Raw genomic sequence first — 14,549 nt, forward strand, 5'->3', positions numbered from 1 at the left:
TGGGCCGGGGAGACTTCGGTGCCGGGGCCGCTGCGGGTGCTGGTGGTGGGTCCGGCGCCGATCGCCGCGGACAGCCGGGGCGGCATGGCCGCGGTGATCGCGCTCATGGCGGCACATCCCGACGAGCGGATCCATGTCACGGTGGTGCCGACGTTCGTCGACGAACCGCGATGGCGGCGGCTGCGGGTCGGGGTCCACGGGATGGTGCGCGCCACCTGGCTGGTGCTGCGCGGGCACACCGATGTTCTGCATGTTCATCTGGCGCACGGTGGCAGCGTGATCCGCAAGGCATTCCCGCTGTGGGCGGCGCGGCTGACCGGCATACCTACGGTGGTGCACGCCCACAGCTACGACTTCGGCGGCTGGTTCGATCAACTGCCGCCGCTGGTCCGGGCAGCGGTGCGGCGGATGCTGGCCGCCGATTGCTGGCTGGTGCTGGGCGAGCGTCACGCCGCGGAGTACGCCAGCCGGCTCCGATTGGCCGGTAGCCGAATCGGCGTGTTACACAACGCAGTCCGGATTCCGGACACACCGGTGACCCAGAGCGGTGCCGAGCCGGTCCATGCGGTGTCGTTGGGTCGGCTGGGGGCACGCAAGGGCAGCTACGACGTGATCGCCGCCGTCGCCTCGCTCGACGCTACTGTTCGCCGTCGGCTGCGGGTGACGCTGGCCGGCGACGGCGACGTCGACGAGGTGCGCGCGGCGGTCAGCAACGCCGGGCTAGATGCGACGATCCGCGTGGCGGGCTGGCTGGACCCCGCGGCACGCGACGAATTACTCGGCAGCGCACACGTTTTCGTATTACCCAGCTACAGCGAAGGTCTGCCGGTGGCGCTGCTGGAAGCAATGGCATACGGGCTGGCGCCGGTGACCACGATAGTCGGCAGCATCGCAGAGGTGGTCAGTGATCGCGTCGACGGCCTGATCGTCCGCCCCGGCCGCCCCGGTGAGATCGCGGAAGCGCTGAGCGCACTGGTGACCGACGAACAGCTGCGGGCGCACCTGGGCAGCGCCGCACGCGAGCGGGCTAGCGACTTCGGACTCGACCGCTGGTATCAGCGGCTGACACAGCTGTGGACCCGCCTGGCGAGCACGTCGGCAGCGCATTCGCGGTAGGTGGATTCGTGTCGACGGTATCGGCGAACCGGCTAGATTCAGTTGCCACACCATCGCACAGACGGGAAGTGCCGCGTTGACGCAAAGCGAAGAGTTCGCCGAGCAGTTCTTCGAATTGCAGACGGAGTCCAACAAAGAGTATTGGCACCGGCTGGGATTCGCGGCCCCGGACTGGACCGGCAAACGCGTGCTCGATGTCGGCTGTGGCCTCGGAGCGCTGTCCATCGAAATGGCTCAAGCGGGGGCCAGTGTGCTGGGCGTCGATCTGGACGAGAACCTCATCGCATTCGCCAACCGCAAGGTGGCGCAGGAATTTCCGCAGTTGCTCGACCGGGTGACTTTTCGAGCGGCCGATGCGATGTCCCTGCCGGTAGCCGAACCATTCGATGTGATCGTCTCCAAGGACGCCTTCGAGCATGCCCCGGACGTCGCGTCGTTGCTCAAGGCGCTCGACAAGCAATTGGCCCGGCCACAGGGAATTCTCTACGCAGGCTTCAGCCCGCTGTATTACAGCCCCTACGGCGACCATGGTCGCACCGGGCTGAAAGTGCCGTGGGCGCATGCAATTTTGCCCGAGCGTGTGGTGTATGCGGCCGCCGCCCGGCACAACGGACATCCGGTGGGCTCGCTCTTGGACATCGGCCTCAACGGCAATACCCCCGACCAGTTCCGGGCCGCGTTCGCCGCCAGTGGGCTGCGGATCATTCACCTCGCCTACAACTGCGGCGACAAACGGTTACTGCCGGTACTCGAGAAGGCCCGCAAGCGGTTCCGGCGGCTGGACCGATTTACCACGGTCAGCATTTATGCCGTCTTCGGTGTCCGATCGTCGTAGGCCGATTCCGGGCCGGAATTGCCCAGTCTCGCTTTATGTCTGAATACATTGCGCTCTTGCGGACGGCCGCCGCGACAGATTACTCTCGCTACGCGGCACTTGCCGGCTGCAGGTGTTCTAATGCCGCGATGCTAGATTCACCGACGGGCGACCTCAAAGAGTCGGGGCGAATGTCAACCTGGTTGCGGGATGCCGCTACGGGCGTCAATTCCAGACGATCGCTGTCCGGGCGCGCTCGGGCGCGACGGTGGCGGCACCTCATCGAGACCTTCCCGTCGCTTCGGGAAATGCGAGTGCTGGACCTCGGCGGAACACCCGAGTCGTGGCTATTGGCGCCGGTGCTGCCGAAATCGGTCACGGTGGTAAACCTGCTGCCCCAGGAACCGCCGGTCGAGGGCCAGGTCAAGGGTATTGTCGCGATCCACGCGGATGCGTGTGACCTGCCCGCGGCGATCGTGAGCGACCACTTCGATCTGGTGTACTCCAATTCGCTGCTCGAACACGTGGGCGGTCACGTGCGGCGCCAACGATTGGCTGACAACGTCCGCTCGCTGGGCGACCGACATTGGGTGCAGACGCCGTATCGGTATTTTCCGATCGAACCGCACTGGCTTTTTCCCGGCATGCAATGGTTGCCCTACGAGGCGCGCGTGCAGATATCGATGCACTGGAACCGCGGCCACATTCGAACGCACACTCGTGCGCAGGCGCAGGAACAGGTCGATGAGATTGATTTGATTGGTATTTCGCAGATGCGTCGATACTTCCCGTCGTCGACCATCTGGTACGAACGGTTTGCCGGATTGATCAAGTCGTTGGTCGCCATCCAAACCGGACCGGCGTAGGTTTTCCGGTCACCGGGGGACGAAGATTGGTCATCCGTCGATCTGGCCGGGCTGCGACTTGCGGATGATGTAGGTGAGATTGTTGTGCCGCCACGCTAGAGCACCAAAAGATAAGGCCGACAAGGCTTTCGCGTATGCCCGAATCACCCTGACCCGTGCACCGGTGCCGCGCACATAGTAGGTGTGGCCTCGCTCTTCCATGATCGAGCAGCCGTTTCTGCTGCAGAAGTCGCGTATCCCGTCACGGGAAATGAGGGACGAATAGTAGGTGGGAAACGGCGAGTGGCCCGGCTTTCCGGCGCCCGGGTAACGAACGAAGTACCGGTAATAAGCGACATGAACCCCGAAGGGCATGCGCCTTGCGGTCCAGCCGTACACCGAGTCCCGGTCTGGGACCCGCAGCACCAGCAGCCCATCCGGCTTGAGCCCGTTGACCATGTTCACCAGCGCGCGCTCGGCGTCAGGTATGTGCTCGAGCACGAACGAGTTGTAGATGACGTCGTAGCGGCCGGCCGGAATGGTCGCCGGCGCCGTCAGATCGCCGATGATCGCCTCGTGCAGGTCTCCGATCTTGTCGATCCGGCTTTGGAGCGCATCAGCATCGAGATCGATACCGGTCAGCCGATAGTCGACGCCGTCGAGATCGAGGGGCCAGTCGAGCCCGCAACCGGCTTCGAGGATCTCCAGTGGGCCGCCAAGACCTTTGATAATCGACGAAACGAGTGTCACTTCCTCGTTGTAGGTGTCGACGGTCTGCAATTCCGTCCGAGTACTCACTTGGTCCTCCGCACGTTTCGTTGACGTCCGGCTTCGCGTCCGTCACCCGGACCGTAGCGGCGGGTGGCACTCGTTGGCCGCGCCACTTCAGTTCGGACCGTCGGCGGAAGCGACCGGATTTGCCCATGCCCGCAACCGATTTGTCAGCCGGGCCGCACTGTATTGCGCCCACCAGATCGCTCGCTTGTAACCAACGGTCCTCCGGCAAAGCCGCAGATAGCGGGGCGAACTTCCCGCCTCCACCGCGTGCCTGTCCTCCAACAACCGCACACAGCGCAACGCGAGGTCGAACGACCCATAGCAGTAATGCGCGATCATCGCCAGATGCTTCAGCTGCTCGTCGGTCATCCCGTCCGGGCGGACGAAGTCGCGCACATAGACGATATCGGTCTCCAAGATCTGATTCAGCGGCCGGAAGGGGTCGCCGACCGCGAAGTCGCCGATCACCCACTTCTTCACACCGCCGGGGATGCAGTGCGGAATAAACCCCTGGCGGCGCAGCTCCAAATCGACCTCTCCGAATGGGGGCTGGTGTTGATACAGGGTAATAAATGACACCTCGGTCTGAATTGCCACCGCGTCGGCGAGCTTGCCGCGCCCATTGTGAAAAACGGCCAGCTCGCCTCCCTGGATGTCGATCTTCAGTAAATCGACATGCTCGATTTCGCGGATGTCGTCGAGGCGGCGGGTGTGCAGTGGGACGCGCTCGATGACCCGGCCGAACCGATCGAAGAGACTGAACAGCCCCTGCGTCCGCGGGTCGGGTTCGAGCAGGCTGGTCATCGCCCCCGGTGCCGGACAGACCTTCAGGGTCTGGGAGCTACCGTCGCCCAGCGCAAACGGCAGGTAGCGCTCGTTCGGGCCGCATCTGGTTTGCAACTCGAGCAACGCCTCCCGACCCGGCTCGAACCCGGTCACAAAACACAGGCCGGCGTTGAGCATCGACGCATACGGCCAGTCGCCGCAGTTGCGGCTGGCTCCGACGTCCACTATGTGGGTGAGCCGCGACGGGGAGATGATGTCCGGTAGCGCGCTGCTCAATCGATCACCGCCGGTTGCTGTGGTGCCCGGGTAAGACAGCAGATTCCACGCCGTGACGGAGCCGTTGCGCTTGAAATCGACGAGCGGCGGCACCCTTGACACCGTCGGAAGAGTCCACTGCTTCGGCCCCGTCGACGCATCACCACGGGCCATCCGCACAGTCAACCGAGGCGGCCCAGCGCGGGCGGCTAAAGCCGTCCGCGTCGACGTCCGCGTCGAAGGCAAGCACCGACACACAATATCGGGCGCCCCTTCGGGAAGCCGGCCATTGCAGCAAATGCAAGTGACATTGGACCATCCCCGTCGCGGTTTCGACCGGCACCCACCAAACACCGTGCCGCCTGCGGAACAATCCGGAAATGCGTTACAGCCAGACCTAGCGAGCGGTCGTTAGAGTTCAATGGGTGAAGGCACGACTCAACGGCCTCGCGTCGCATGCGACCCGCGCGACCCTCAAGAACTTCGCGGCCGGATTGTTGTGTGCCGCCGGTGTTCCGACGCTTGCCCGGCGGCGACACCGCAACCTGCTCGCCATCGTGATGTTCCACGGTGTGGAAAGCGAACCGCTGTCGCCGGCATGCTGGCATGTGCTCGGCTCAGCGCTGTACCGACGTCAACTTGAGTACATCGGCAAGCACTTCAACGTCCTTCCGCTCCACGAGGCTCTCGATCGACTTGCGGCGGGGACGTTGCCGCCGCGCGCCATGGCGATAACGTTCGACGACGGCACCCGCAACCTCGCCACCCACGCGATCCCGGTGCTGCGCGATCTGAAGCTACCCGCGGCGGTATTCCTGGCGACGGGCATGATTGGCAGCGACGAAGCCCTCTGGCCCGACCGGCTTTGGCTGGCGATCGCTCGCACCAAAGCAAGCCAGATCGATCTGGCCGTGCTGGGACTGGGCACTCGTTCACTCGACGGTGTCGTCAACCGCGGCGCGGTCTACGCCGCCGCGGTTGAACGGATGAAAGACATGGCCGACCCGCAACGGATCGCCGTGCTGGACGATATGCTCCGGGTGCTGGGCTACCGCGATGGCGGCGACGGCGGTCCGTTCCGGATGCTCTCCTGGGACGAAGCCCGTGAGATGGCGAGCGACGGCCTGGTGACGCTGCATCCGCATACGGTGACCCACCCGATCCTCGCCCGCTGCAGCGATGACAAGGTCGAGCGGGAGATCGCACAGTCCTGTGCGGCGATCGAGCGCGAGACTGGATGCGCGCCAACAATTTTCGCGTACCCTAATGGCCGGCTGCGGGATTTCGATGCTCGCGCTAAGGACGTCCTGCGCGGTCGTGGTGTGCGCTGGGCGTTGACGACCACGGCGGGATTCGCTCACCGTCGCTGCGATCCACTGGAATTGCCGCGGTTGGCGGTCGGCAGCGATTCATCGTTCGACTACTTCCGGTTGATGGTCTCCGGCGGGCTGCCGCGTCGCTATGGCGGTAGCCGCGGGACGGCCGGCGCAGGCTAAAACCCTAGCGGCGCCGGGATGCGGCGGCGGCCAGCCACACGTCGTGCAATGCGTCCCGCCAGCGCGAGACGTCGAACTTGCTGGCACGCGCATAGGCGGCGGTGGCCAGCCGATCGCGCAATTCGGCATCGACTAAGAGGTCTTGCAGCGCCGCCGCCAGCTGTGCTGGGTTGCCGGGCTTGACGAGCACGCCATTCACCCCGTCGGTCACCACTTCTGGTATCGCGCCCACTGGGGTGGTCACCGGTACCACCCCGTTGGCCATCGCCTCCAGCAACGCCATCGGAAGACCCTCGCTGTAGCTGGGCAACACGAAGATCGCCGAGTCGGCCAACAACCGGTCCCGATCCGCAGGACCGACCCACCCGGCGACGTCGATAGTGTCGTCGAGTGCATTGGCGCGAACGAACTGACGTAGCTGCTCCACCTCGCCATCACCGGCCAGTGTCACCCGCAGGTTGGCCCGAATGTCGTTGGGCAGCAAGCCGATTGCCTGAACGAGGTCGTAGCTTCCCTTGTTGGCGCCCAGTCTGCCCAGAGACACCACCGACAATGGTCGGCGGGTGCGCGGCGCCGGCGCGTCGCGAGGCATGACCACGGGGTTGTAGAGGAGTCGGGCTTTGGACACCTCGAATCCGAGTCTCGCGGAGGACGCCACCATATGAGATTCACCGAGCAGCACCACGTAGTCGGCGCGCAGTGCCGCGCGTACGGCGCGGCGCAGCGGCGCCGGCAGCCCATCGAACCAGGTGAAGAAGTGAGAACTGTGACAATGGATAATCGTCGGGATGCCCCGCATTCGCGCTACGAATAGCGGTACGGATTTGCGGACCACGCTGCCGCGCAATGAAAAGTGCACGTGCAGTACGTCGACCACGCCGGCCAACAGCAGCGCCGAAGCCTTGAGCATGCCCGAGATCCCCGTCCATAGCCAAGCGGGCAGGGAGTCATCGACGTAGGTGGCCACCGAGCGGACGTGGAACCGCGGGTCGTTGTCCTCGATCAGCAACTGAGTTACCGCCGCCATGCCGCCGCGGCTGTTGGGTCCGGTTGGCGCGGTCCCGACGGTAAGTACCCGGATCGGATAGCGGACCGGCCCTGATGGTGTCGATCGGTTGCCACCTGGATGGTTCTCGCGGAGCCGTAGTCTAGGCAACGACGAGGCCTCCTAGTTCTGGCTGCGTCCCCGGGCGGCCACCTCATCTCGGCTGCTACCGCGACACCTTGATCAGCCGGAACTCTAGCAAGCATCACGGAGGACTTTCAGCCAACCGACCCAAGCCACAAGAACTTCGTGGGAACGGGCATACAAGCGGGCGAGGCGCCACCGTCGACCGCTACCCCGGACCTCGGGGCGGGGAGCGCTGGCCAGTTCGGCGCAGCCTCGGCTGCAGCCCGATAGCCCCGAAATGTGTGAAATGCGACAGCGAAAGTATGTCCGGCGCCGTGCCCGTCAATCGTGCGGTTTGGGTGAAACATCGGTTGCCCGCCCCGACGGCGAGTGATCGCGCGTCTCGGTTTCGTCGAAAAACCGGCTAATCTTGCTCAGCCGTTCATCATTCGGCTTGGCCACTGACCTTACCCTGGCTAGCTCGGCCTTCCCTTACGGATGGCTCAGCGGCTACCCAGTGAGCGGCGCCCGCGATTCATCTCTATTTGCTTTCGACGCGGCGTCAACACTGCATACTGTTCCGGTGATGGGTCGGAAATATATGGGCAGAGTCATTGCACTGGCCGCTGTCATCGGATTGTTGACCGTCAGCGCCCCCGCATCCTGGGCCGAGCCCACCGAACCGGGCACCACGACCGAGCCCGGCGAACCGGCCCGAACGACGGCCTCGTTGACCCTGGCGTTGTCCGATATCGGTTCCAGTTCCACCATGGCTTTCTACGGCTTGGACGGCACGATCGCGCTGAGCGTGCCGGTCCCGCGCGGGCTGACACCGGCGGCTTTGAACGCGATCGTGGAACCGCCGATCAACCTGCGGTCCGGGATCATCACCGTCACGCAGGACGAGCGTCAAATCGCGAAGGTGAGCCTGCCCATCACCGACCAAGCGCCGATCGTCATCCCGCTGGCCGGAGCGCAAGTGGTCAACGATTCGGCGACGGTGTTGCTGCGCGCACATCTGGTGCCGCAAGAGGGATTCTGCGTCTATCCATGGAGCCCGTTGCGGCTGATCAACGGAACCGTCGGCTATACCGGGGTTGAACAGCCGCCCACCACGGTGGCCCATTTCCTGCCGCCGGTGCTGCGGAAACTGACCATATTTGTGCCCGAATCGCCGTCGGCAGCCGAGTCCGACACGGCAATTCGAGTGGCCACCTCCGCCGCCGCGCACTACGGCAAACAGAACCCGGAGATCGTCGTGGTGCCGTTGAAAGAGGGGCAGGCCGGGCCGCCGACGCCGCCGTCACCACAGGAACGCCAGGTCGTCGTCAAAGAGGGACCCGACAACGGGCTTTCCCTTCAAGGCGCCACCGGCGTGCCGTGGCTGTTGATCTCCGGACCACTCGGGCCGAGCAACGCATCCGACACGGCTTTGCTGTTCAGCAACCTGTCCGGGTTGGCGCTGGCTGCCAAGGCCGTCGCCACATCGCTGCAGAGCGGCATCCAACTGCCCGGCGACACCACCACGCTGCGGGATCTGGGTCAGCCCGTGGTCAACTCCACGGGGCTGCAACCACGGGTGGTGATCGGCTTGGACCAGACCCGGTTTGGCAGATCCATCCACTCGGTGCGCGTCCATCTGCGGGGGTCCTACTCTCCGACGCCGACCACGATGAGCGGTCAGATAGAAGTAACAGTCGGCCCGGAAGTCATTGACCACTGGCCCACCGACGGCCACGGCACCATTGACCGCTGGATCGATGTCCCGGATCGGCTCCTGCAGCGGTGGACCGGTCTTACTGTGACGCTGGATATTTCGGGCAACGTTGGCCGTTGTGGAGACTTCTACGTCGCCGGCGCCGGAGACCAGCTGCTGTCGTTGACCATCAACGGCGACACCACCGTGCAGAGTAGCCCCGCCAAACCGCCGGTCCCCGATGGGCTGTCATCGGTGCCGCAAGCGCTCATGCCCACGGTCCAGGTGGGCATCGAGCCCCACTCGTTCAGCGACACCGCGCGCGCCGTCGACATCATGGTCGGCCTGCAGCGAACCAGCTCGATACCCATCGACACCGCCGTGACGAGCCCGCGACAAGCGATCGATTCGTCAAATCCGGCGATCGTGATCGCCGCTGACGGGTGGAACCACCCCGACATCGTGCTTCCGGTGTCCGCGGGGCCCACCGGGCCAATCACCATCAATGCCTTCGGATCCGACGGCAAGCCCACCAAGCTCACACTGGACCCGACACTGCGGTTCGCGTCTCTTCAGACGGTCTTCAACCGCGGCCGGTCGCTGCTGATCGCCACCTCCAACGGCGCGTCCGCGCAGCTCGACGACCTCCTCAGATGGCTCGACGCCGACAGCACCCGGTGGCCGGGCGTCAAAGGTGTCGCGCTGGTGGCCGTACCCGGGCAAGACCCGGTGACCGTCGACCGCCTGGGCATGCCCGGCCCGGTTCCGGCATCGCAGACTCACTCCGACTGGGGATGGCTGTGGTGGTTCGGCGGGGCGTGGGCTGCGCTGGCCGTCATCGGCGCAGCGGTGATCGTGCTGCGCGGCCGCCGCGGAAGGCTGCGGGGCTGACAGTCAACCGGGAATGTCGGTGGAACCCAGGGGAAACAAGTTAATCTCACGCTACAAGAAAACCTACGGCATTCCGGCCGAGGTGAACATCACCGAGCAGATGATATTAGCTCATTGGGATCTGGAAAAACAATTGACGTCAGAACTGCGTCAATCGGCTCCAGCAGACCGGTGGGATACCTTCGATCACTGCTACACCCGCCTCTACGCGGAATTGGAGTGGCTCAACCAGTTTTCCGAGAAAGCCGACCCGCAAAATCCCCACGAAAAATTCGGGAGATGGGTCGACCTGATCGGGCAGCCACCGAAATCGATCTATGAAATCGGTTCCGGCCAGGGCGGCCTGATTTCATTTCTGGCGGCTGGTGGTTATGACTGCCGAGGAACGGAGATCACTCGCGAACGGGGACAGAAATTGATGCCCGAGTCACGCGCGAATCCTTCCTGGGCGATATCCGACGGCGTGCATCTCGATGAGTTCGAACCTCCCGAGTCCTACGATATCGTGGTGTCCGACCAGCTCATCGAGCATATCCACCCCGACGATCTGGATAGTCATCTACGAAGCGTCCGCAACATATTGAAAAGCGGTGGTAAATATATCTTCAATACTCCCCATCGATATACCGGGCCGCACGACGTCTCGCGCGTATTCAAATGCGGCGAGGCGGCGGGGATGCACCTGAAAGAATACACGTGCCGCGAACTCGTCGACGCCGCCCGGCGGGCCGGTTACCGCTCCATACATTATGGATTTGTACCCCGGCGATTCCTGCTGATCCTCACGGCGTTCGGCGTGAGAAGATTTGGTGGACCGGACGCGGCGGGGATTTCATTTCTACGGGCCGAATTCGTCGCGGAAAGATTTCTGCGTGTCTTACGCGCTCCCGCCGTGCGCCGCGGGTGCGGAAAAATGCTTTCCAAGTTCGGCGTTTTCTCCGAAACCCTCTCCATCGTCGCCGAGAAATGAAATTCGCGCGGTTCCCTGGTCAAGGCCGGCGGTGCGCCACCGCCGTGATGACGTCCAGCAAGCGATCCGCGGTATGGTCCACGGCGAATCGCCGCGTGTAGTGGCGTGCCGCCGCGGCTCCCTGTCGCGCCGCGACGGCCGGGTCGGCCAGCGCGTCGAAGGCGGCCGCCAGACCGGCCACGTCGTCGATACCGATGGGTGGGCGGCCCGGTGGCTGGTATTCGGGCAGCGCACCGGCGGTGGACACGATCGGCATGACGCCCAGCTGCATCGAGAGCACCTGCACACCGCTTTGTGAAGCGCGCCGATAGTGGGCGACCGAGCCCTTCGCGGCGGCCAGCGTCGTCACCACGTCGCGGTAGCGATAGCTGCCGGGAAGCCAGCGGGTGTGTTTGGGCAGCGGGCCGGCGTCCAGTGGCCCGCCGATGAGCACCAGGTTGTCACCTCGCCAGCCGCTGCCGACGTGCCGCTGCCAGGCTTGCAGCACCACCTCGACGTTCTTGTAGGGGTGCAGCCGGCCGATCATGACGAAGTCATGGCGTCCTTCCGGGCCGACTAGCGGCGGCACCAGGGCCGGGGCCAGGTCGCTGGTCAGCGGCACGACATGCACCCGGGTGCCGGCGACGTCGCGGCGGGTGGCGACGGCCGCGGCGACGTAGTCGCTGTAGGTCACGGTGGCCACCGAGCGGGCGCCCCAGCGGTCAAAGAGGGCGTGTTCGTAGGCCGGCCGGTGTTCGACGGGGTCGTGCGGACTGTCGTCGTGCACCAGCTGAATACGCGGAGCCCGGCCGGCCAGCGCGATCCAGCGGGGATCGCGAACCAGCTCGGCGATCACGACGTGCGGCCGGTAGTCACGGACGCGGCGCCACGCCGCGAGGCTCGCGGGCCAGGTTGCCGCGGTGCGAAACCGTGGATCGAGCACCAACTCGTAGTCACGGGCCGCGCCCGACTCCGGATGCTGGTCGGAGGTCACCAGCAGGACCTCGGTGCCGCGGCGGATCAGCGCCTCCGCCTGCACCCGTGCCAGCGACCGCATCCACGGTGAAAGCCACAGCACCCGAGGCGGATTCATAGCACTGTGGCGATCGCATCGAGGTAGGCATCGGCCATTGCCGCAACCGTGTAGTGCTGTTGCATCCGGTGGAAGCCGCGCCGTCCCACCGATGGCAGCGCGGCGGGGTCTGCCAGGATCTCGGCCAGCTGTTCTCGCCATCCCGACACCGACACGGGTTCGACGACGAACCCCGCCCTTCCGAAGTCCAGCATTTCCGGCACCGCGCACACCGCCGACGCCGCAACCGGCACCGCCCGTGCCATCGCCTCGAGGATCACCAGCGGGAACGCCTCGGAACGGCTTGGGACGCATAGCAGATCGGCGTCGGCCAATGCCTGCCCGGGGCCCGCCGACCAGCCGCGCCACTGAACCCGGTCGCGCAACCTGGTCGGAGTGCGCGCCTGCAACCGCTCCCGGTCGGGGCCGTCACCGAAAATCGAGAGCCGCCATCGCATCTCGGTGAGGCCGCCGAGCGCCTCGATCAACAGCTGCGGGTTTTTGTGCTCGACGATCCGCGAGAGCATCACCAGGTGCGGCGGCTCACCGACGCCCCGGATCGGGGGGGCCGGGTCGCCGGCCGTGGCGACGCCGTTGGGTGCGACGAAGCGGCGTCCGCCAAGTCGATGGTGTACGGCCAGCATCTCCCAATGACGTTGTGCCAGAACGATAAATCCGTCGGCACGGCGCATCGCCGCGGTCAGTGGCCGGGAGTAGATGGGCCGGCCGTCATCCGGCGGAATGTGCGCGGCGACCAACCAGCGCCGGCCCTTGGCAGCTGCGCGCCACAGGGTGGCAAATCCCGTCTCGGTATTGGTGTCGCCGCTGATGAGCACCGCCGGGCCCGCCGGAATATCGACGATCGGCGCCCACCAGGGCTGGCGGACCACCCGCACGCTGGGCGGAATTTCGTTGATCAGCGGGCCGAACCGTTGTACGCAGACAATGGTGACGTGATAGCCCCGGCGGTCTAATTCCGTTGCTAGCAGCGCCTTTTGACGCTCTGCACCGCCGTACACCAGGCGGTTGGTGACGATCACGATCGCCGGCGGGTCGGTTCGGCGGCCGGCCCGGGCGCTGCTGCCGGGGGAGCGCTTCGATCGATGCAGTCGCTCCACCAGCTTGGTGGCGGCCAGGTAGACGTCCGCGTGGTGAACGCTGTGTTGATGTTCGAGAAGCAGCGCGGCGTTGGTGCGCGCCAGGTCTCGGTTGCGGCGGTGTTCGGCAGCCGCGACGGCACCCTCGAGGGTCGAGCCGGCGCCGGTCACCGGATTAACCCGGTCGGCGCCCACTTCGTCGGCCAGCAGAACGCGCCAGCCCGCCGCGCGGGCCCGGTTCTGCCAGTCGGCCGCCTCGCCGTAGCGAAAGAACTCCTCGTCGAAACCGCCGATGGTGTTCCATGCCGCGCGGCTGATCGCCAGACAGGTAGTTCCCAAACAGCCTTCGATGCTTTTAGATTCGGGTGGCTGGCGGGAGTAGCGGGGTGACACCGGCGTGCTGCGCAGCGAGTCGGAGTAGCCGGCAGCGGCAACCAGCGCCCGGATCAGGGTCTCGCGGCGGGCCGCGATATCCCACGGTCGCCCACCGGGTGCGGTGTCGTCATACACCATCGGCGACACTGCCGCCACCCGAGGCCGGCGAAGCAATTCTCTGGTGCGGGTCAACGGTCCCCGTATCCGGGCATCGGCATTGAGCAATAGCAGATCGGCGTCGCTCGGGGTGTGGGTCACCAGCGCGTTGAAGGCAGCGGCGAAGCCGCGGTTCCCCGGACCCGGCACCCAGTGGACCGTCGGGTGGCCGGCGGCCAGTTCCTCGCGGCCGGGGCACCCCTGGCAGCGGCTGTCATAGACGTAGACCGGTAGCTCGGGCAGCTGCTCGGCGACACTGTGCAGGCACATCTCGAGGCCGTCGTGGCTCTTGCCGGACACGATCAGCACCGCAAGTGACCGCTCCGACGGCAGCGTGGGCGAGTCGCCGATTGGGCGTTGCAGATATGCCCGGTCGATTTCGCGGGTCATGCCCACACCGCTTCCCGCGCCAGGCCCGCGGGCCGGCGGAGCCCGTCGCGCAACCGTCCGTGAGGATAACCGCGGCGACACCAGAGTAGCAGCGCGGCAACGACATTCGCTTCTGCTACCGGCACCGTCAGTCCTCGGTGAGCGCCGTGCCCGGGTGGCGGTCGTTGACGATCCGGGCCGGATACCCAGCGACGTCGACGTCGTCCGGCACCGATTTGGTGACCACCGCGCCCGGTCGGATGGCGACGCGGTTGCCGACGTCGGCGCCCAGCACCATCGCCATCGGCGAAATGAACACGTCGTCGCCGATGGTCGGGAACTGGCCCGGCCGCCCCTCTCCTATCGTCACTCCGTGATGAATCCGGCAATTCGCGCCGACCCGAGCTTTGTAGTGCACGACTATCAGGCCGGCGTGAGCGATCGACAGACCCGGGCCAAAGACGTTGCGCGGGATGTCGAATCCGAGTCGTTCGCCCAAGAACTTGGTTCGTAACCTTAGATATGCGGCCACCACGTGTGCTGTCGGGGTCCGTGCGGTATTGGTCCAATACTCCGATTTTCGCAGCAGGCGCTGAAAATGGGCTGAACGCTTCAAGATTCGGTGACGGAGCCGCCAACGCTGCAAGCCGTGTGCTTTCAGGTCCGCTGCCAGGTATGCCCGCAAGTCCTCGCGAGTCCTGATCACGGCCACACCGTACTACATGCATCAATCAGGTGGCCCGC

At 65.3% G+C, this 14,549-nt stretch carries 12 protein-coding genes; 6 read left to right on the forward strand and 6 right to left on the reverse strand.

The genetic code is table 11. From position 1 onward, the window contains the following. The first annotated feature begins 18 nt into the window (after positions 1-18). From BST40_RS08265 to BST40_RS08275, 3 genes are all read left to right on the forward strand, one after another. The gene (locus BST40_RS08265; protein WP_232336916.1) at positions 19-1,116 is read left to right on the forward strand and encodes a glycosyltransferase family 4 protein; all 1,098 of its coding nucleotides are present in this window, start codon (positions 19-21) and stop codon (positions 1,114-1,116) included. 76 nt (positions 1,117-1,192) lie between these two features. After that, positions 1,193-1,951: a class I SAM-dependent methyltransferase gene (locus tag BST40_RS08270; protein WP_232336917.1), complete on the forward strand. Its 759-nt coding sequence runs from the start codon at positions 1,193-1,195 to the stop codon at positions 1,949-1,951. Positions 1,952-2,289: 338 nt separating this feature from the next. Beyond that, positions 2,290-2,796, forward strand: coding sequence for a class I SAM-dependent methyltransferase (locus BST40_RS08275; protein WP_240316685.1), 507 nt, complete (start codon positions 2,290-2,292; stop codon positions 2,794-2,796). A gap of 30 nt (positions 2,797-2,826) precedes the next feature. Here BST40_RS08275 and BST40_RS08280 read toward each other — a convergent pair whose 3' ends face one another. Beyond that, the gene (locus BST40_RS08280) at positions 2,827-3,573 is read right to left on the reverse strand and encodes a class I SAM-dependent methyltransferase (RefSeq protein WP_176357450.1); all 747 of its coding nucleotides are present in this window, start codon (positions 3,571-3,573) and stop codon (positions 2,827-2,829) included. A gap of 87 nt (positions 3,574-3,660) precedes the next feature. Next, positions 3,661-4,767 carry an FkbM family methyltransferase gene (locus BST40_RS08285; RefSeq protein WP_244174317.1) on the reverse strand — a complete coding sequence of 369 codons (1,107 nt, stop codon included), beginning with the start codon at positions 4,765-4,767 and terminating at the stop codon, positions 3,661-3,663. Between the two features lie 251 nt (positions 4,768-5,018). Between BST40_RS08285 and BST40_RS08290 the strand changes: the two genes are divergently transcribed. Further along, the gene (locus BST40_RS08290; protein ID WP_083044275.1) at positions 5,019-6,089 is read left to right on the forward strand and encodes a polysaccharide deacetylase family protein; all 1,071 of its coding nucleotides are present in this window, start codon (positions 5,019-5,021) and stop codon (positions 6,087-6,089) included. 4 nt (positions 6,090-6,093) lie between these two features. On the opposite strand, the gene BST40_RS08295 is transcribed toward BST40_RS08290, so the two are convergent. Beyond that, positions 6,094-7,116 (reverse strand): glycosyltransferase family 4 protein, encoded by a 1,023-nt coding sequence (locus tag BST40_RS08295; protein WP_082275621.1) that lies wholly within the window; start codon positions 7,114-7,116, stop codon positions 6,094-6,096. Between the two features lie 670 nt (positions 7,117-7,786). On the opposite strand from BST40_RS08295, the gene BST40_RS08300 reads away from it, so the two are divergent. Next, positions 7,787-9,787: a hypothetical protein gene (locus BST40_RS08300; RefSeq protein WP_083153982.1), complete on the forward strand. Its 2,001-nt coding sequence runs from the start codon at positions 7,787-7,789 to the stop codon at positions 9,785-9,787. Positions 9,788-9,800: 13 nt separating this feature from the next. Then, a complete protein-coding gene (locus tag BST40_RS08305; protein WP_232336919.1) occupies positions 9,801-10,757 on the forward strand; it encodes a class I SAM-dependent methyltransferase in 957 nt (318 codons plus the stop codon). 19 nt (positions 10,758-10,776) lie between these two features. Here the strand turns inward: BST40_RS08305 and BST40_RS08310 are convergent, their stop codons facing one another. From BST40_RS08310 to BST40_RS08320, 3 genes are all read right to left on the reverse strand, one after another. Then, complete coding sequence (locus BST40_RS08310) at positions 10,777-11,829, reverse strand: glycosyltransferase (protein ID WP_075549218.1); 1,053 nt, start codon at positions 11,827-11,829, stop codon at positions 10,777-10,779. Further along, positions 11,826-13,826 carry a glycosyltransferase gene (locus BST40_RS08315; protein WP_083044278.1) on the reverse strand — a complete coding sequence of 667 codons (2,001 nt, stop codon included), beginning with the start codon at positions 13,824-13,826 and terminating at the stop codon, positions 11,826-11,828. Before BST40_RS08315 ends, BST40_RS08310 begins: the two co-directional genes overlap by 4 nt. Positions 13,827-13,953: 127 nt before the next feature. Continuing rightward, positions 13,954-14,511 carry a serine acetyltransferase gene (locus BST40_RS08320; protein WP_075549282.1) on the reverse strand — a complete coding sequence of 186 codons (558 nt, stop codon included), beginning with the start codon at positions 14,509-14,511 and terminating at the stop codon, positions 13,954-13,956. Positions 14,512-14,549: the final 38 nt, after the last annotated feature.

Source organism: Mycobacterium persicum (assembly GCF_002086675.1).
Classification (GTDB): Bacteria; Actinomycetota; Actinomycetes; order Mycobacteriales; family Mycobacteriaceae; genus Mycobacterium; species Mycobacterium persicum.

Coding starts and splice junctions, on each gene's coding strand:
- BST40_RS08285 (WP_244174317.1), bottom strand. CDS start 4,767: ATGGCCCGTGGTGATGCGTCGACGGGGCCGAAGCAGTGGACTCTTCCG.
- BST40_RS08295 (WP_082275621.1), bottom strand. CDS start 7,116: ATGGCGGCGGTAACTCAGTTGCTGATCGAGGACAACGACCCGCGGTTC.
- BST40_RS08300 (WP_083153982.1), top strand. CDS start 7,787: ATGGGTCGGAAATATATGGGCAGAGTCATTGCACTGGCCGCTGTCATC.
- BST40_RS08305 (WP_232336919.1), top strand. CDS start 9,801: ATGTCGGTGGAACCCAGGGGAAACAAGTTAATCTCACGCTACAAGAAA.
- BST40_RS08310 (WP_075549218.1), bottom strand. CDS start 11,829: ATGAATCCGCCTCGGGTGCTGTGGCTTTCACCGTGGATGCGGTCGCTG.
- BST40_RS08315 (WP_083044278.1), bottom strand. CDS start 13,826: ATGACCCGCGAAATCGACCGGGCATATCTGCAACGCCCAATCGGCGAC.